The following is a 16,305-nucleotide window of genomic DNA, read 5'->3' on the forward strand; positions in this document are numbered from 1 at the left end:
GGTTGCGGCGGCGAGCGTCGCGGACCGGGTAAACTTCCCTAGGGATCGCCCGGATGGGCCAGCGACGGGGCGGATCGTACCTCCTGGCCACGCAACCAAGGAGAGCGGCATGAAAGCCCTGGTCTGGCACGGCAAGGAGGACATTCGGTACGACACGGTGTCCGACCCTGCGATCGAGCATCCCCGCGATGCCATAATCAAGGTTACGAGTTGTGCGATATGTGGCTCGGATCTCCACCTTTTTCACAATCTCGTCCCCGCGATGCTGCCCGGCGACATCATGGGGCACGAAACGATGGGCGAGGTGGTCGAGGTCGGCAGCGCGGCCAAGGGATCGCTGAAGAAGGGCGACCGCGTCGTCATTCCCTTCACCATCCAGTGCGGCGAATGCGACCAGTGCCGCCGGGGGAATTTCTCGGTCTGCGAGCGGACCAACCGCAAGAAGGAACTGGGCGACAAGGCGTTCGGCCATGCGACCGCGGGGCTGTTCGGCTATACCCATCTGACCGGCGGCTATCCCGGCGGACAGGCGGAATATCTGCGCGTGCCGTTCGCCGACACGACGCATATCAAGGTGCCGCACGGCATCGATGACGAAAAGCTGCTGTTCCTGTCGGACATCCTGCCGACCGGCTGGCAGGCGGCGGTGCAGGCCGATATCCAGCCCGGCGACACGGTGGCGGTGTGGGGCTGCGGCCCGGTCGGCCAGATGACGATCCGCTCGGCGATCCTGCTGGGCGCCGAACAGGTGGTCGCGATCGATCACCTGCCCGAACGCCTGTCCATGGCTGCCGCGGCGGGGGCGATCACGATCAATTTCGCGGAGGAAAGCGTCGTCGAGCGGCTGAACGAGCTGACCGGGGGCAAGGGGCCGGACCGGTGCATCGACGCGGTCGGCACCGAATCCCATGTCAATTTCGGCCAGCCCGACACGATGCTCGACCGGGCCAAGCAGATGCTGATGGCGGAGAATGACCGCCCGCACGTGCTGCGCGAGATGATCTATGTCTGCCGCCCGGGCGGCGTCATCTCGATCATCGGCGTCTATCTGGGCCTCGTCGACAAGATCCCGATGGGACAGGCGATGAACAAGGGGCTGACCTTCCGCATGGCGCAGGCGCATGTCCCGCGCTGGACCGGCGACCTGCTCCGCCGGATCGAGGACGGGCAGATCGATCCCTCCTTCGTCATCACGCACAAGGTCGACCTGTCCAAGGGACCCGAGATGTACGCGACCTTCCGCGACAAGGCGGACGGCTGCGTCAAGGTCATGCTCCAACCCTGAAGGAGGCATCCATGTCACTCACCACCATCACCGGCATCGCCCGTTCGGAGGGCGACCCGACCGTCGAACGCAAGGGGCCGAGTTCGCTGACCGGAGCCGACCGGCTGGCGCGCGCGCTCGGCTGGTTCTCGGTCGGGCTGGGCCTGACCGAGCTGATCGCGCCCGGCCGCCTCGCCCGCTCGTTGGGGCTGGACGACAAGGAAGGGCTGATCCGCGCCTATGGTGCGCGCGAACTGGCCAGCGCGGTACCGACGCTGTCGATCGACAAGCCGGTCGGGCTGGCCGCGCGGATCGGCGGCGACGCGCTCGACCTCGCCACGCTGGCTGGCGCACTGCACCGCGACAACCCGAAATGGCGCAATGCCGCGATCGCGACCGCGCTGGTGGCCGGGATCACGCTGCTCGATGTCGCCGCGTTCAAGGGGGTGAAGGCCGCGCACCGGCGCGAACCCGACGCCGACCGCGACTATTCGGACCGGTCGGGCCTGCCGAAGGGTGCACAGGCATCGCGTGGTCTCGCCCGCAAGGATTTTGACATCCCGCCCGACTACCGCGCGGAGGGCAGGGTGGCGGCGGCGATACCGGTGCCTGCGCTGACAAAGGCAGAGACCTGACGGTCGGAGCGCCACCCCTATGCCGGGACGCGGACGGGGGGTGGCGTGGTCTGCGATATCTTCCCGGACCGCGCCTTGTGCCCGGACGGGGCGCTTGCCGGGGTCTGTGGGAACGGGAAGGCTTTGCCGGGCCTTCCCGTTCTCCTGCTCGTTACTGCGATGTTCGAAGCGACGCCGCATCGAGGTCCACGTTCAACTCTCGCGACCAGAGGCGAAGCGCGCGGCACTGGCCGACAAAGGTCTTGGCGTCCTTGGCCTTGGCAAGGCCGACAAAGCCTTCGTCCCGTTCCGTCACCCCGGCGGCGTCGAACAGGGCATTGGCGGCGTCATTGTGACCGATGAATTTGCAATGGGCGAAGGCATCGGCGACGAAGTCCTTGGCTGTCGCATCCTTGGCGAGCATAGCCACGCCCGTCTCGGATGGCAGGACCGCCACCGCGTCGTAGAGCACCGAGGGGCCGCCATCGATCTTCTGCTTGGCGGCGACTTTCGTGCCGTCGTCGAGCGTCACGCCGCCGATCTTGGGCGCGACGACTTCCCAAAGCGCCCCCTCCGCCTCAAGCGCTTTCGTCAGGGCAGCGAACAGATCGGCGCTGCTGCCGTCCGTGAGCAGGATGCCCATCTTGCGCCCCTTGAAGTCCTTGGGACCGTTGGACAGGATGCTCAGCTTGGCCGAGGGCGGCAGATCGCGCGTCGGCTTTGCGGCCTTCGCCGGTTCGGGCAGGTCGAGACCCAACCCATCCGCGACCGTCGCGGCCAGTCCTTCGTCGATCAGGCGCAGATGCGAGACGGCGCGCGCGCGGATGTCGACCCGCTCGACCTTCGACAGCTCGAACACCAGCGCGTCGCCGATATGCTTCTGCTCGATGGGTTGCTGGCTGACGAAGAATTGCCGCGCCTGGCTGTAATGGTCTGCGAAGGTCTCGGCGCGGATACGCTGCTTGGTGCCCTGTACCTCGGCGGGGAAGCTGCGATAGCCGATGGTCGGGTTCTCGCGCGGACCGCCATCGGGGCCCCAGCTATTGGGTTCGTAATTGGCACGCCCCTTGGGGTTGCGCATCGCCATATGACCGTCCTGCTGGAAGTTCATCACCGGGCAGCGCGGCGCGTTGACCGGGATATGGGTGAAGTTCGGCCCGCCCAGCCGCTTCAGCTGCGTATCCAGATAGGAGAAGTTGCGCCCGTGGAGCAGCGGATCGTCGGAGAAGTCGATGCCCGGCACGACATTCTGGGTGCAGAAGGCGACCTGTTCGGTGTTGGCGAAGAAATTGTCGACATTGCGGTTCAGGGTCAGCGTGCCGATGATGCGGACAGGCACCTCTTCCTCGGGGATCAGCTTGGTCGAATCGAGATGGTCGAAGGGCAGGCGGTCGGCCGTTTCCTGATCGAACAACTGAACACCCAGATCCCATTGCGGAAAGTCGCCGCCTTCGATCGCGGTCCACAGGTCGCGGCGGTGGAAATCGGGATCGGCACCGTTGATCTTGACCGCCTCGTTCCACAGCACCGATTGCAGGCCCTGGCGTGGTTTCCAGTGGAATTTGACGAAGGTCGACTTGCCCTCGGCATTGACCAGCCGGAAGCTGTGCACGCCGAAGCCCTCCATGGTGCGGAAGGAGCGCGGGATCGTCCGGTCGGACATTTGCCACATGACCATATGCCACGCTTCGGGGCTTAAGGACGCAAAATCCCAGTAATTGTCGTGCGCCGACTGGGCCTGGGGAAAGGCGCGGTCGGGCTCCTGCTTCACGGCATGGACCAGGTCGGGGAACTTGATCGGGTCCTGGATGAAGAAGACGGGGATATTGTTGCCGACGATGTCCCAGTTGCCCTGCCTGGTATAAAATTTGACCGCGAAGCCGCGCACGTCGCGCGCCAGATCCATCGATCCCTTGTTGCCCGCGACCGTCGAGAAGCGGACGAATACCTCGGTCTGCTGGCCGACCGTGCTCAGCACATCGGCCTGGGTGTAATCGGCCAGACTGTCGGTCAGTTCGAACACGCCGTGCGCGCCATAGCCGCGTGCATGGACCACGCGCTCGGGGATGCGCTCATGGTCGAAGTGGAAGATCTTCTCGCGCAGGATGAAGTCTTCGAGCAGCGTCGGTCCGCGCTCGCCCGCGCGCAGGCTGTTCTGATTGTCGGAGACGGGAACGCCCTGTTGGGTGGTCAGCGTCCGAGCCGTGTCGTCGGTGCTCTGGTGCGTCTCTCCCCCATGGCCCTGTGGCTCGGCATAATGCGTGGGCGTATCCGATCCGGCAGGAAGGGCAGGGGGCGTGGTGGACGTCTCGCCCTTTGTCGCGCCTGCGCTGGACTTGGTCTTGTTCGCCATGATGCTGCCTTTGCGTCGTCGAGGAATGTCTGCCCTCCCAACGCGCGGATCGAACAATCGCCCTGCCACTAAATGCTTGATATTAATCAAGGCTTCTCTGAGGTGCCTGTCGTACACATGCGTCATTGATCTGGATGGGTCGCCGCAGTCGGCCGGGCATGGGAGAATGATTCTGAACGAGGACATCCCCGTGGTCATCTGTGTTCCGGCGCGCAACGAGGCGGCGCTGCTGCCCAGATTGCTGTCGGCGATCGCCGGACAGTCGGTGGGCGGGAACGGCGTCCACCTCTGCCTGTATCTCGACGATTGCCGGGACGGCAGCCGGGATCTGCTGGATCGTATGCAGTCGATCTTGCCGTTCGGGGCGACCGTGGAGCAGGGACCTCAGGATACGGAGCCCAATGCGGGCGTGGCCCGCCGTGCGGCGCTGGCCATGGGCCTCGAACGGCTGGCGGGCGCAGAGGGGCTGTTGTTCACGACCGATGCCGACAGCATGCCGCATCGCGATTGGATCGAAGCGGGGCGCCGGGCCCTCCAGGAGGCGGACGTGGTGGCTGGGCGTATCCTTCGCTTCGACGCAACGCGCGATCCCCGGCAGTGCCGCATCGAGCGCTATTACGATCGGCTCCACCGATATCGTCGCCTGGTCGACCCGGTGCCATGGGAGGCGCGGGATACCCATCATTTCGGCGGGGGGGCCAATATCGCGGTCCGCGCCTCCGCCTATCGCGCGATCGGCGGGTTCCTGCCCCTGCCATCCGGCGAGGATGCCCGGTTTCTCGACGACGCGGCGAGGGCCGGTTTTCGCGTCCGCCGCGACGGGGCGATGGCGGTCGACACATCCTCTCGGCGGGACGGACGGGTCGCCGGGGGCCTTGCGGACGTGTTGCGAGCACTGGCCCATGGCGAAGTGCCATCCATGGCCGACCCACGCGGATCGGCATGGCAATGGCACGCACAGGCGGCCGCGCGACGGAGTTTCACGACGATCGACCAGATCGATGCCCGTGTGGCGCTGGGGCAAATTCTGGCTCTGACGGCGGATCACGTTCTGGGCGTCGCGCGCGACTGTCCCAATGGCGAGGCATTCGCCATGCGTATCGTTCCTGCGCCCTCGGTCCATGCCGCCATGGTGTCGCTGACGGCGGCCGAGGATATTCTGGGCGAACTGGAAAGCCGCTGGTGCGAGGTCGCGGCATGACGATGATGGCCGATCAACTGAAAGACGCGATCGCCGGGCTGGGCTGGGCCGAAGATCCGCCCCGCGATCCGCAAACGGCGGATGAGCTGATCGCGTTGCTGGCGAGGTTATATGAACTCGGCCGCCGCGACCTTCCGCTCGCCCGGCTGGTCGAGGGGCATGTCGATGCCGTGCAGATCGTCCGGCGCTACGGCACGGCCGCGCAGGTCAACATGCTGCGCCGTGCCCTGGCACGCGGTGCGACGCTGGGCATGTGGAATGCCGCGCTGCCGGGCGAGGCGCTGCGGCTGGACGACGGGCGGCTGGGCGGCGGCAAGAGCTATGCCTCGGGGGCGGGTGTGCTGAGCCATGCGCTGATCACGGCGGATACGTCCGCGGGCGTGCAACTGCTCCTCCTGGACCTTTCGCGCGTGCCGCCGGCGATCGACACCGATTGGTGGCGGGTGATCGGCATGCAACGATCCGAAACGCATCAGCTGCGCTGGGATTACGCCCCCATCACCAATGCGGATCGGATCGGCCAGCCGGGTAGCTATGCGCTGGAGCCCTTTTTCAGCGGCGGCGCGCTGCGTTTCGTGGCGGTCCATGCGGGCGGGGTGGCGGGCATCTGCGACCTCAGTCGCGATCATCTGGTGAAGACGGGGCGCGCCGACGATCCCTTCCAGGCCGCCCGAATGGCCGAGCTGTTCGCACTGGCCGATGGTGCCGCCGCCGTCGTGCGGCGGACGGCGCGGATGTGGTTCGAGGATGTCGACCGGGGGGATGAACCGCGGCTGGCCCGCGTGGCGGCGGCCCGACTGGCGGTGGCCGAGGCGGCCGAGCGGGCGATGGTCGTGGCGCGCGAGGCGGTGGGGCTGGCCAGCCAGTTCCATAGCCATCCTCTGTCGGCCATGCTCAGCGATCTGGCGGTCTATCTCCGCCAACCCGCCCCCGACGCCCAAAGGCTCCGCGTCGGTCGCGCGGTTCGACAGGGGCTGTTGGTGCCCGCCTTGTGAAGCTGGATCTCAAAGCTGTTCGCCGCGCGGTTGTCGTCGCGCCCCATCCCGATGACGAGGTCATCGGGGCCGCTGGCGTGATACGGGCCTTGCGGCGGCAGGGCAGCATGGTCCGGGTCATCGTGGTCAGCAATGGCGCCGCCTCGCATCCCGGCAGTGGGGCATGGCCCCCCGAACGGCTGATTGCCGCGCGTCGCCGGGAAAGCCTGTTGGCGCTTCGCCGTCTGGGGGTGGCGCGTGATCATGTGACCTTTTTGGGGCTGCCCGATGGTGGCCTTTCCGCGCGCGGGGGGCTCTGTCGCCAGCGGCTGAGCCGAGCGATCCGTCAGTGTCGGGATCTGGACATGCTCGTCGGACCCGCCATGACCGACGCGCATCCCGATCACCGGGCCGTGGCGGCGGCGCTGGAGGATACTCGGTTCGCCGGACGACGCATGACCTATCAGGTCTGGCCGCCGCAACGCGCGAGGGTCGCCCGAGGCCGGACCGTTACGCTGGCGGGCGGGGCGGCGGCGAAGCGATCGCTGATCCGGATGCATCGCACCCAATTGGGAGCGATCACCGACGATCCTCACGGCTTTGCGATCGCACGCCATGAACTCGCGATCTTCGCGCACCCGGTCGAACAGTTCGTCGAGCAGGGGCGATGAGGCCTATCGATCTTACGGGTTTTGCCGAGAAATTCGCGACCCATGACGACCCCTGGCGGACCTATTCCGACCGCGACGAAGCCGTGAAGCGGGCGGCGATCCTGCATGCCCTGGGGCCAGGCCCCCTTGGCCGCGTGCTGGAGCTGGGAAGCGGCAACGGCTCGAACAGTCGCGCCATGGCCGCCCGCGCCTTGCGTCTTCATGCGACGGAGGGGACCGTCGAAGGTGTGGCTCTAACGGCCCGTGCCATCGCGGACCGCCCCCGCGCGCGTGCCATCCGCTTGGCCTTGCCTGCACGCTTCCCGCAGAGGGACTATGACGCGATCGTGATCGCGGAACTCCTCTATTATCTTCCCCCGCAAGCGATGAGACACGTCGCCAAGTGCGTCGCCCAGGCGCTGCGCCCCGGCGGCCGACTGGTGCTCGCGCATCACCGGATCGACTATTATGACTTCGCGCAGCACGCAGCCGGGATACAGCAACGCTTTCTCGACCTGACCGGCACGTCCTGGCGGACAGATACGGTGCGTCGTCGAGGGCGATGGCATGTCGTCGTCGCACGACCGATTTGCAGGTGACCGCCGCGCGGTCGGCCGCCTCATGGAAGATCCTGGCGGGCACACCGTCCGACCTACGCCCAAAGCTATTCCATGATCGACCACCATCGGACGGCGGCGTCGATGACGCTTGCGGGCGGCAGGGAAAGGGTTAGGCTGACCGCATGGCCGCTTTCGACGACAGTTCCGATCCCGATCTCGGTGCAGCCTGCAACCGGCTGGCGATGTGGGTGGAGTCGTTGCCCGAGCGGGCACTGATCGATCCGGCGTCCGAACTGACCGAGGACGATCTGGCGCTTATCCTGCGGCGTCTCCATGCCATGCGGCACTTGGGGGACGATAGGCCCGCGACGGACCGTCCTCCGGTCACCGTCGCGCGGGCGTCCGTGCCGGTGACGGCGAAAAGCTGACGGCGCGATCGGGGGCGACGTCGCCCGCCCGACATTTTCCTTCCGTTTGAACGGCTCCGATAGAGGGCGAGGGCGTTCTATGGCCTGGCCGCTGGCAAAGTGTCGGTCGCACCAACGGAGCCGACATGTCCCATCGTCCCAGCCCTATACCGGTGCCCGAGGCGGCCTCACCCGGGGAAAACGCGACGGGCAAAGGGGCTGCCGCGCTCGGTGACTTTGCCTGACGACCGCCGCGCCATTCTGTTCACTATCGGGAGTGCCAATCATGGATGACGAACGCCTCTGGAGTTTCGAGGAAAGCCTCTGGACGGAAGGCCCGGACAATTACCGGGAAAAGGTCGATGCCGAGGTCGTGATGGTGCTGCCCCGGCCGCCCTTCGTGCTGACCGGCGACGCGGCGGTGTCGGCGGTGGCGGATACGCCCGTTTGGGAAAGCGCCGAACTGACCGAACGGCAGGTGTCACGCCCGCAGGAGGGATTGATCGTCATCGGTTATCACGTCGCGGCCAGCCGGGATGGCGAGGCCTATGAGGCCTATTGCACCTCGGTCATCCGGCGGCTGGAGCATGAGGTCTGGCGGGTCGTGCAGCACCAGCAGACGCCGAAGCTGGCAAAGCCTCTGGCCGAGGCATAAAATCGGGAAAGGAGGGCTCTTCGGTATCGACTGGTCGGGCTCTCCTTTACCATCGTCACGATCCAATAGCTTTCGTCCGTCACGTCGAACAGGCGGCGTTTGCCGGCAGGAAAGCAATCTGAGGCAAGCGTTAAGGCCAGCCGCAGCAAAGGCGCTCAAATCCGACATCGGCCTTTGCCGTATCGGCAAACCCGCCTAACGCCAGCGGGTCGCCCGTTGGATGGCCTCGTCGACCGGCACGTCATGAAGTTGCCGATAGCGGGCTTCGACCAAGCTGAAGAGTCCGAAGGCCAGCAGTCCGACACCGACGATGATATCGAAAGGATCGGTCAGCCAGGACAGCACCCGCGCCATGCCGCCCGCCTCGCTGGCATGTTCCTCGATCCCGGCCTTTGCCAGAAGATAGCCGCTGATCAGGAAGACGAGGCCGCGTGCCGCATAACCCGCACGCCCGCTCCACTGCACCCAGGAATGTCGCGCCACCGATGGATCCAGATAGCGCAGGAACGAGCCTTTGACGGCCTTGGCGAACTGGACCACGCCCAGCACGATCATCACCGCGGCACCCAGCAGGACCAATGCCCAGCCGCCGGGCAGTTGCATGGCCGTCCGCGCGCTTTCCTGAGCGCCGTCTCCCGACAGGGCCGCTCCGCGCATCAACTGCACCGATTGCGAGGCGAGCAGGAGGTGGATGGCGCCGCTGACGCCCGCGCCGATCCGCTCCATCACGCCTTTACGGTCGGTTCCGTGCCGTTCGATATCCAGAGCCGCGTCGGCCAGCCGCCATATGCCATAGGCCGTCAGCCCGACGGCGATGATCGCAAGCAATATCTGGCCGCCGCCCCGGCCGAGATACTCGATCGCGCCGCTTTGGTCTTCCGCCCTGCCGGTCCGGACGATGAGCATGGCGATGACGATGTAGAGCAGCCCGCGCGTCGCGAAGCCGATCCGGGTCAAGGCCGTCAGGCGCGAGCTGGCGTTCATATGGTCTCCCTTACCCCGGACAAAACAAGGACTAAGCGATCTCGTTCCAGCATCGGAATGGCTTTTCGGCCGCTCGCGGCCGACGCGGCGAGACGCATGGGCGCGCCCGGGTTCTTGACGGGGCTCGGGGCCTAATAGGTCACGGTCACGACGACCGTGTCGGTATAGAGGCCGGGGGCGGGGGTCGATTGTGCGGGCACCCGCCCATAGATTGCCAACGCCTGGGCAAGGCCGGTGCCCGAGGCCTGGACGCCGCTATCCCAGCTGGATGAGAGGGCGGCATCGCGGAACAGGCCATAGGTGATGAAGCTGCCCGAGGGCCCCCGCATCCGGCGGCCGCCCGACGCATCGGCATTGCGCCCGGCGTCGAGCCGCAGCGCATAGGGCGTCTGGCTGGTGCAGGTCAGGGTCAGGCCGCTTTGCGCCGTGACCGCCTTTGCCAGCACGCCGGTCGTCGGAAAGGTGAGCGCCGTGGCCGCCACGGTGCAGCCCTTGGGGATCGTGGCCGTCACCTCGAAGGTCGGGCGGACGGAGGCGGTGCCCGCAAAGCCGGTGCAGTTGGTGCTGGTGCCGAGCAGTTCGGCTCCATAGCTGAACAGCGTGGCGTTGCCGATGAAGCTGGAGCGATAGGCCCCCGGCACCGCCGTCGCCTGGCCACCGAACAATCGCGCATAGATGGTGCGCGTCGCCGAACCGGCCCCGTTCAGCAGGTTGGAAATGATGATCGCGGGCACCGTACCCAATACCGGATTGTCCAGCGATCCCCAGGCGACCGATCGCGCCGCGTCCTGATAGAGCTGGTATCGCAGCGACCCTCCGGTGCCCGTCATCAACCGGCCGGAGCCGTCCGTGCCGCCGCTGCCCGCGCCGATGCCGGGACAGACCTTGACGACGTTGAGCACCGGGATGCTGGTGCAGGTGACCGTGACCGTCCCCGTCACATCGACCGGGCCACTGGTCAGCAGCGAGGGGCTGCCGAAATCGATCGACGACACCGTGGCCGAACAGGTCTGCGCCTGTGCCGGGGCAGGCATGGCCAGACAGGCGAGCACGGCGAGTAGCAGGAGGATCAGCCGGGTCATGGCGCCGCGCTCGCCATCGGTGTACAGACGGCCCGGATACGCACCTGCTCGCCCGGCTGCGTGGCAAAGGGGAAACGTGCCCGGCAGCGGTGGCCATCGGGATCGGTGACGATCGCTTCGTTCTGCGCCCCGAGCCCACTCAGGAACGCGGCACCGTCATAGCCGACCACATCCTCGGGCAGCCCCGGCCGAGCGATCCCCGAGCCCAGCGGCAGCAGCCGACCCTCGCCATCGACGAACTCGACCAGCGCGGCGTCGGTTTCGCGCGCCACGCCGAACGCGACCAGTGCGGGCACGCGGGTAAAGGCCACCGCCTCGGCATGGGTCGAGGCGATGCGCGCATCGACGGGGAGCGAGGAGGGATCGATCGAGATCGCGCTCGGCTCGAACGGGGCGATGTCGGGAACCAGCAGCTTGCCCGACGCGCCGGTGGTGCCGACCAGCCGGTTCTCGCGATACACCCGCACGCCGCTCGCGCCCGCATCGGCCACCGCAAAGGACTGGTCGAGCCGCCGCGCCGCATAGAGGTCGCCACCGATCAGCGCGACCGCACCCTCGGCCTGCAAGGTGCCGGCGACGTTGCCGCCCGCATAGAGGCCGGTCGCCTCGAACTGGGCGAAGCCGGTCGTATGGCGGACGATGGCATGGCCCGCCCTCTCGCGGCCATCGGCAACCCGCACCGACCAGCCCCAGGAGCCGGGTTCGTGCGCGCCCTGCCGCGACATCTCGGCATAGCCCGAGACGCGCCCCTCCGACACCGTCGCACCGGTCGTCACCGAGGCGCGTCGTCCGAAGGGCAGGCTGGCCCCGACGAACAGGCCGAAGCTGCGGTCGCCGCTCAGGTCCGCGACGGCATTGGCGAACAGCGACAGCCGCCCGATATTGGCAGTCGAGGACAGGCTGGCCAGCCGATAGCGGTCCCCCGCCGCCGTCTTGGAATTGACGAGGCTCACCCCGACCGAGGCCGAGGTCGCGGCGATGGGCAACGACAGGGAGAATTGATCGACCTCGCGCGGCGCGCCGAAGATCCGCCGGTCGCCCACCAGGATCGGGCCGAAGGACGATGTGCGCGACGCCAGGTCCTCATAGCGGCCGATCGCCCGCATCGACCGGATCAGCACCGAAAAGCCGGACCGGCGCGTTTCGAACGCGATATCGACCAGCCCGCCGGTACGTCCCCCCGCCTGGCTGACCGCCCCGGCGAGCGACAGCAAGGCCTGGTCCCGCAACGTCACGACGCCGCCCGCGCCCAGCTGGACCAGACCCGCGCCCAGTTCGGCATGGCCCTGCAGCGTCAACCGGTCGGTCATGCCGCGCCGGATCGAGGCCGAGCCGATCAGCCGCCGGTCATAGTCGTTCGACAGTATTGCATAGCTGCGCCGGGCAAAGCCGACCTCCGCGCTGAAATCGGTCAACCCCTCCGCCAGCAACTGGGGGGAGGCATAGAAGGGCGCGGTCTGCACGGTTTCCCGCCCCAGCGCATCGCGGACGACGACGGTGGCGACCCCTGCGCCCTGCACGACCGGCGGGTGCATGACGGCATAGGGGCCCTGGGGCACATCGGCCGACAGGGTGCGGACCCGGTCGATGAACAGGTCCAGCGTCGACGGGGCGGCGGCGCTGCCCAGCAGTCGCGGCACGGGCATGGTGACCAGGTCGGGCCGCATGCCGAAGGTGCGCTGGATCTGAAGCCCCGCCATGCGGATCGGGCGGGTCCAGGCATGGCCGCCGTTGATCGTGTCCCCTGCGCGCAGCGTCACCAGCCGCCTGGGGTCCTCATAGCTGTAGCTCGTGGCCAGCCGGGTAAAGCGCGGCCCGCCCGACAACAGGCCGACCGCGCTGCTCTCGAACAGGCCGAACGCGCCGAAGACGCGCGTCCCGAACGCACCCGATGCGCCGGTAAAGCGCGGGCCGACCGCGCTCCGGTCGCCGCTGGCGAACAGCGTATAGTCCAGCACCGCGCCGAAGGGCGGCCGGTCGGGCGTCAGGCCGGAACGGTCGCCGCGCCCTCCGTCGATCAGCGTCGGGCTCTGCACGGTCGGGCCAGCCGCCAGCCACATGATCTGGCGCATCTGCTCATAGCGATAGCGCAGCCCGGAAATACGCTCCAGGGGCACGTCGCCCGTCTCCGCATCCGGCGGGACCTTGACGCCCAGCGTCCGCAACTGGGCGACGGGTGCGGTGAAACTGCCGTCCGCGCGCTGCGTGAACGAGGCGACATAGCCGGTGGGCTTGTCGTTCAGATAGACCTCGAGCTGAAGCGCCTGTTCCTGGCGGCTGGGGTCGACATCGACCCCGACGCGAAGGCTTTCGCTGTCCTGCGCACCGGCGGTCTGCGCGCAGGCCAGCGTGGCCAGGATGATCCCGGCCAGTTCACCGGCGCGGCTGGGTCGCAAGGGAGACCTCGATCGGGCCGCCATCGGAGACGGCCCGCATCCGCAGGTCGGTGCCGCCGGGCAGGGCAGTGCCGGGGTTCAGCGGAATGCGGAGTTCGGACCCGGCCAGCACATAGCCGACCAGTCCCGACCGCGCGAGAAGCTGCTGGCTGCCCGCGATCAGCTGAAGGTCGGCGATTCGCAGGCGCCTGTTGCCCTTGTTGCGCCCGACCAGTGCCGCGCCGCCGCCCGAACGGTCGATCCGCCATTCCACATCGGGCATCCGGCGCGGGATGTCGGAGAAGAAGGCGGGGATCGACTGGCGGACGACCAGATTGACCGTGCCCGGTTGCGCGCGCGTCGGCTCGGGTACTTCGTCGATCAGGACGCGATACGCCTCCTCGCCGACCGGCGCGGCCTTGGCCGTGCGGACGACACGGATCAGATATTGCTGCTGCGGCGCCAGCGTCGAGAAGGGCGGACTGGCGACCACGTCATTGGTGGGGGTCAGGACGTCGGTGCCGTCGCGCGTCGTCCACTTCATCACGCGGACCTGGACCCGGACCGGCCGCTGCTCGGCATTGCTGAGCGTCAGCGAGGTCGTCCGCGCGCCCGGCAGCGGGTCGATGGCGACCGGCGCGACCCGGATGTCGGACGCGTGGCCGATCGCCGGGATCGCCAGCCCCATCGCCGCCGCCGCCAGCGACCGTTTCGGCCACGGCGTCATCAGTATGTCACCGTTACCTGGACGGTATCGGTATAGCTGCCCGCCGCCGGAGTGGTCTGGGCCGGGACGCGCCCGTACACCGTCAGCGATTGCACCGCGCCGTTGCCGATCCCGGCCAGCGTGTCGGTGCCTGCGGTATTGCCCCAGATCTGCGACCGGGCGGGATCGCGGAACAGTTCATAGACGACCGTGGCCCCCGCGCCCGAGGTCATCCGCCGCGCCGCCACCGTTGCCCCTGTGCCTGCACCGGCATTCAGGCCGATATTATAGGGGGTGGTGTTGGTACACTGGACGCCGATCGTGCTGGTCGAGGTGATCGCGGCCTGGATCACGCCGGTATTGCCGAAGGCCAGGTCGCTCGCCGAGGTCAGGCGGCATTCGGCCTGGATCGTCATCGACACCTGAAACTGCGTGCTCTGCTGCGCGGCGGCGGGATCGGCGATCAGGACGCAGCCCAGTGCCGCGATGCCGAGAGGTGCGAGATAGGGTTTCACGATATTGTGCCTCCAAATCACGCCTGATCAAAAGCTCGAAGGCCTTATCAAGGTGCTAAAGCTTCGGAATCGGACGAGAATTTTGGAAGATGCTGTTTGTCGCGGCGGCCTGTGCCTTGGCACGACGAACGTGCTAGGGGCGGGGCCATGTCGAAAACCCAAATTCAGTCCGGCAGCGTGGCCGTCGACGGCATCACCTATGACTGGCATCTCCAGCGCGAGCCCCATCTGTCGGACGACGAAGGATGGAAGGGCATGACCATCGCGCTTTCCGAACAGGGCGCCAAGCGCGAGGCGCATATGGAGTTTCCGGCTCCGAAGCGGCTGCTCAAGGGCTTGCCGCGCGGGCGGCTCCAGCTCGACGACCCGACCATCACGCGCTGCGTGCGCTCCGCACTGGCGGCGGGCTGGGACCCGATGTCGCGCGGGCGGCCGGTGGTCTTCACCGTCGACGCCGAGGGGAATTGAGGCCGGATTTACATTTATTCCTCCCCTGCAAGGGGAGGGTGTGCGGGCTTTGACGTGCCCCCGGCACGTCAAGATGGTGCCGGGGGCACCATCTCGCTCGCACACATGCGCAGCATGGTGGAGGGGTGTAGCCCGCCGCGAGATTAGTCCAACCTCACCAATGGAAACACCCCTCCGTCAGGCCTTCGGCCTGCCACCTCCCCTGCAAGGGGAGGAAAGGGGGGCTCAGGCCGGGCAGACCAGATCGAACGCGGCGGTGGCCATGGGCAGGCCGTTGACGAGCAGTTCCACCTCATGGCGACCGGAATGGTGGCGACGCGTGCTGAAGTCGCGCATGACCTGAAGGATGCACAGCGTGGCGGAGGCCGATCCGGCAAGATCGAAGGTCTTGAGCTTGAAGACCTTGGCCGCCGTCTTACCCGCACTCCGCGCATAATGGAGGCGATAGTCGACGACGAGGCGCTGGTCGGCTTGGGCGAGGGACGCCAGCTCCGCCGTGATCGTCACGGCCTCGCCCAGCTTGACGGTTGCGGGCTCGACGGTGAAATGGGCGACCCGCACCTGTGCCCCATGCGCTACCCCGATCAGCGCGAGCGCACGCGGATCGCCCTTCTTGATCAGCGAACGAAGTGCATGGCGGACGATCCACGCCGTCCGCGGCGTCTCGCGGTCCCAGCCTTGCAGATGCTCGACCAGCCAGTCGGGGCGATCCTTGCCGATATCGTTCAGATGGTTGGCGACCGATTTGCGGACATAGAGGCTGGAATCGTCGCGCAACGCATCCAGGATCGGGGCGGCCAGCGTCGGATCGTCCCGCAGCGCCGGGACGCGCGACGCCCAGGGCAGCCGCGGGCGGCTGCCCTCGCTGGCGAGGCGGCGGACATGCTCGTTCGGGTGATCTGTCCAGCGGAGCATCTGCGCCAGGGTCCGCGCGGGATCGGCGGCGAGGAACGGGCGAATGGCGAACTCCGCCGAGCCGAACCGGGTCAGGTCGGCCAGCGCCTCCATCGACCGATCGAAATCGCCCACCCCTTGCCGGGCGACGAACTCCGTCACGGCGATTGCCTGGAAACTGTGCGTCAGGTGCGGCGCGATGGCCCCGACGACATGGATTGCGGTGGCGTAATCGGTAGACAGGGCTTCATGGAGCGCGTCGGCGATATGGCGCACCCGTTCCATGATCGACAGCCCGTCCAGTCCGTCCAGCGCCGCGTCGAGGAACGCCGTGCGGTCGAAGACGGGCGACGCCGCCGCACCCGCATCAGCGATGATCGTCACCGCCGCGACGCCCAGAATGTCCTTCATCAGGGGATAGGTTTTCGCGTCGCTCATGAGGGTCGGTCGTCCGCCTGGAATATCGCTGGTGGCGATCGTTACCGCATCGGCGCGGCATCGTGTGCGCAAAATGCCGTCATCAAACCGCCGCCGGGACGTAACGCGGCTGAAACGTCCCGCCCATAGGCGCAGCCCCCGCAAGCGCCACGCGCATCGCCTATG

Annotated in this window: 16 protein-coding genes; 9 read left to right on the forward strand and 7 right to left on the reverse strand. The window is 67.4% G+C overall.

From position 1 onward, the window contains the following. Nucleotides 1-109 precede the first annotated feature (109 nt). Together ACQR50_RS06050 and ACQR50_RS06055 are read left to right on the forward strand one after the other, a co-directional pair. Complete coding sequence (locus tag ACQR50_RS06050; RefSeq protein ID WP_428970195.1) at nt 110-1,285, forward strand: zinc-dependent alcohol dehydrogenase; 1,176 nt, start codon at nt 110-112, stop codon at nt 1,283-1,285. A gap of 11 nt (nt 1,286-1,296) precedes the next feature. Beyond that, nucleotides 1,297-1,899, forward strand: coding sequence for a hypothetical protein (locus tag ACQR50_RS06055; protein WP_428970196.1), 603 nt, complete (start codon nt 1,297-1,299; stop codon nt 1,897-1,899). Nucleotides 1,900-2,050: 151 nt separating this feature from the next. On the opposite strand, the gene ACQR50_RS06060 is transcribed toward ACQR50_RS06055, so the two are convergent. Further along, on the reverse strand, nt 2,051-4,231 hold the full coding sequence (locus ACQR50_RS06060; RefSeq protein ID WP_428970197.1) for a catalase: 2,181 nt from the start codon (nt 4,229-4,231) through the stop codon (nt 2,051-2,053). A gap of 166 nt (nt 4,232-4,397) precedes the next feature. Between ACQR50_RS06060 and ACQR50_RS06065 the strand changes: the two genes are divergently transcribed. The 6 genes from ACQR50_RS06065 to ACQR50_RS06090 all read left to right on the forward strand — a co-directional run bounded on the left by ACQR50_RS06065 (nt 4,398) and on the right by ACQR50_RS06090 (nt 8,678). Next, nucleotides 4,398-5,432, forward strand: coding sequence for a glycosyltransferase (locus tag ACQR50_RS06065; protein WP_428970198.1), 1,035 nt, complete (start codon nt 4,398-4,400; stop codon nt 5,430-5,432). Further along, a complete protein-coding gene (locus tag ACQR50_RS06070; RefSeq protein ID WP_428970199.1) occupies nt 5,429-6,427 on the forward strand; it encodes an acyl-CoA dehydrogenase in 999 nt (332 codons plus the stop codon). The genes ACQR50_RS06065 and ACQR50_RS06070 overlap by 4 nt, the downstream gene beginning before the upstream one ends. Next, nucleotides 6,424-7,077 (forward strand): PIG-L deacetylase family protein, encoded by a 654-nt coding sequence (locus ACQR50_RS06075; RefSeq protein ID WP_428970200.1) that lies wholly within the window; start codon nt 6,424-6,426, stop codon nt 7,075-7,077. The genes ACQR50_RS06070 and ACQR50_RS06075 overlap by 4 nt, the downstream gene beginning before the upstream one ends. Continuing rightward, nucleotides 7,074-7,655, forward strand: coding sequence for an SAM-dependent methyltransferase (locus ACQR50_RS06080; protein ID WP_428970201.1), 582 nt, complete (start codon nt 7,074-7,076; stop codon nt 7,653-7,655). Before ACQR50_RS06075 ends, ACQR50_RS06080 begins: the two co-directional genes overlap by 4 nt. A gap of 143 nt (nt 7,656-7,798) precedes the next feature. Next, nucleotides 7,799-8,044: a hypothetical protein gene (locus tag ACQR50_RS06085; protein ID WP_428970202.1), complete on the forward strand. Its 246-nt coding sequence runs from the start codon at nt 7,799-7,801 to the stop codon at nt 8,042-8,044. Between the two features lie 265 nt (nt 8,045-8,309). Then, on the forward strand, nt 8,310-8,678 hold the full coding sequence (locus ACQR50_RS06090; protein WP_056435242.1) for a hypothetical protein: 369 nt from the start codon (nt 8,310-8,312) through the stop codon (nt 8,676-8,678). Between the two features lie 195 nt (nt 8,679-8,873). Here the strand turns inward: ACQR50_RS06090 and ACQR50_RS06095 are convergent, their stop codons facing one another. From ACQR50_RS06095 to ACQR50_RS06115, 5 genes are all read right to left on the reverse strand, one after another. Continuing rightward, the gene (locus tag ACQR50_RS06095) at nt 8,874-9,662 is read right to left on the reverse strand and encodes a DUF1206 domain-containing protein (protein ID WP_056435239.1); all 789 of its coding nucleotides are present in this window, start codon (nt 9,660-9,662) and stop codon (nt 8,874-8,876) included. A 131-nt stretch (nt 9,663-9,793) separates the two neighbouring features. Beyond that, a complete protein-coding gene (locus ACQR50_RS06100) occupies nt 9,794-10,744 on the reverse strand; it encodes a Csu type fimbrial protein (protein WP_428970203.1) in 951 nt (316 codons plus the stop codon). Further along, a complete protein-coding gene (locus ACQR50_RS06105) occupies nt 10,741-13,140 on the reverse strand; it encodes a fimbria/pilus outer membrane usher protein (RefSeq protein WP_428970204.1) in 2,400 nt (799 codons plus the stop codon). Before ACQR50_RS06105 ends, ACQR50_RS06100 begins: the two co-directional genes overlap by 4 nt. Beyond that, nucleotides 13,118-13,846, reverse strand: coding sequence for a fimbrial biogenesis chaperone (locus ACQR50_RS06110; RefSeq protein WP_428970205.1), 729 nt, complete (start codon nt 13,844-13,846; stop codon nt 13,118-13,120). The genes ACQR50_RS06105 and ACQR50_RS06110 overlap by 23 nt, the downstream gene beginning before the upstream one ends. Next, a complete protein-coding gene (locus ACQR50_RS06115; protein WP_083706617.1) occupies nt 13,846-14,340 on the reverse strand; it encodes a Csu type fimbrial protein in 495 nt (164 codons plus the stop codon). Before ACQR50_RS06115 ends, ACQR50_RS06110 begins: the two co-directional genes overlap by 1 nt. Nucleotides 14,341-14,487: 147 nt before the next feature. Between ACQR50_RS06115 and ACQR50_RS06120 the strand changes: the two genes are divergently transcribed. Further along, nucleotides 14,488-14,808 carry a hypothetical protein gene (locus ACQR50_RS06120; protein ID WP_056435227.1) on the forward strand — a complete coding sequence of 107 codons (321 nt, stop codon included), beginning with the start codon at nt 14,488-14,490 and terminating at the stop codon, nt 14,806-14,808. A gap of 225 nt (nt 14,809-15,033) precedes the next feature. Here the strand turns inward: ACQR50_RS06120 and ACQR50_RS06125 are convergent, their stop codons facing one another. After that, nucleotides 15,034-16,140, reverse strand: a complete 1,107-nt coding sequence (locus ACQR50_RS06125) for a DNA alkylation repair protein (RefSeq protein ID WP_428970206.1) — start codon at nt 16,138-16,140, stop codon at nt 15,034-15,036. Between the last annotated feature and the right edge of the window lie 165 nt (nt 16,141-16,305).

The sequence above is a fragment of the Sphingomonas sp. Xoc002 genome (genome assembly GCF_050408055.1).
Classification (GTDB): domain Bacteria; phylum Pseudomonadota; class Alphaproteobacteria; order Sphingomonadales; family Sphingomonadaceae; genus Sphingomonas; species Sphingomonas yabuuchiae.

Excerpts from the sequence above, each read along its gene's own strand:
- ACQR50_RS06125 (WP_428970206.1), bottom strand. The coding sequence starts at position 16,140 with ATGAGCGACGCGAAAACCTATCCCCTGATGAAGGACATTCTGGGCGTC.
- ACQR50_RS06050 (WP_428970195.1), top strand. The coding sequence starts at position 110 with ATGAAAGCCCTGGTCTGGCACGGCAAGGAGGACATTCGGTACGACACG.
- ACQR50_RS06120 (WP_056435227.1), top strand. The coding sequence starts at position 14,488 with ATGTCGAAAACCCAAATTCAGTCCGGCAGCGTGGCCGTCGACGGCATC.
- ACQR50_RS06070 (WP_428970199.1), top strand. The coding sequence starts at position 5,429 with ATGACGATGATGGCCGATCAACTGAAAGACGCGATCGCCGGGCTGGGC.
- ACQR50_RS06080 (WP_428970201.1), top strand. The coding sequence starts at position 7,074 with ATGAGGCCTATCGATCTTACGGGTTTTGCCGAGAAATTCGCGACCCAT.
- ACQR50_RS06095 (WP_056435239.1), bottom strand. The coding sequence starts at position 9,662 with ATGAACGCCAGCTCGCGCCTGACGGCCTTGACCCGGATCGGCTTCGCG.
- ACQR50_RS06065 (WP_428970198.1), top strand. The coding sequence starts at position 4,398 with ATGATTCTGAACGAGGACATCCCCGTGGTCATCTGTGTTCCGGCGCGC.
- ACQR50_RS06085 (WP_428970202.1), top strand. The coding sequence starts at position 7,799 with ATGGCCGCTTTCGACGACAGTTCCGATCCCGATCTCGGTGCAGCCTGC.
- ACQR50_RS06100 (WP_428970203.1), bottom strand. The coding sequence starts at position 10,744 with ATGACCCGGCTGATCCTCCTGCTACTCGCCGTGCTCGCCTGTCTGGCC.
- ACQR50_RS06060 (WP_428970197.1), bottom strand. The coding sequence starts at position 4,231 with ATGGCGAACAAGACCAAGTCCAGCGCAGGCGCGACAAAGGGCGAGACG.
- ACQR50_RS06055 (WP_428970196.1), top strand. The coding sequence starts at position 1,297 with ATGTCACTCACCACCATCACCGGCATCGCCCGTTCGGAGGGCGACCCG.
- ACQR50_RS06090 (WP_056435242.1), top strand. The coding sequence starts at position 8,310 with ATGGATGACGAACGCCTCTGGAGTTTCGAGGAAAGCCTCTGGACGGAA.
- ACQR50_RS06110 (WP_428970205.1), bottom strand. The coding sequence starts at position 13,846 with ATGACGCCGTGGCCGAAACGGTCGCTGGCGGCGGCGGCGATGGGGCTG.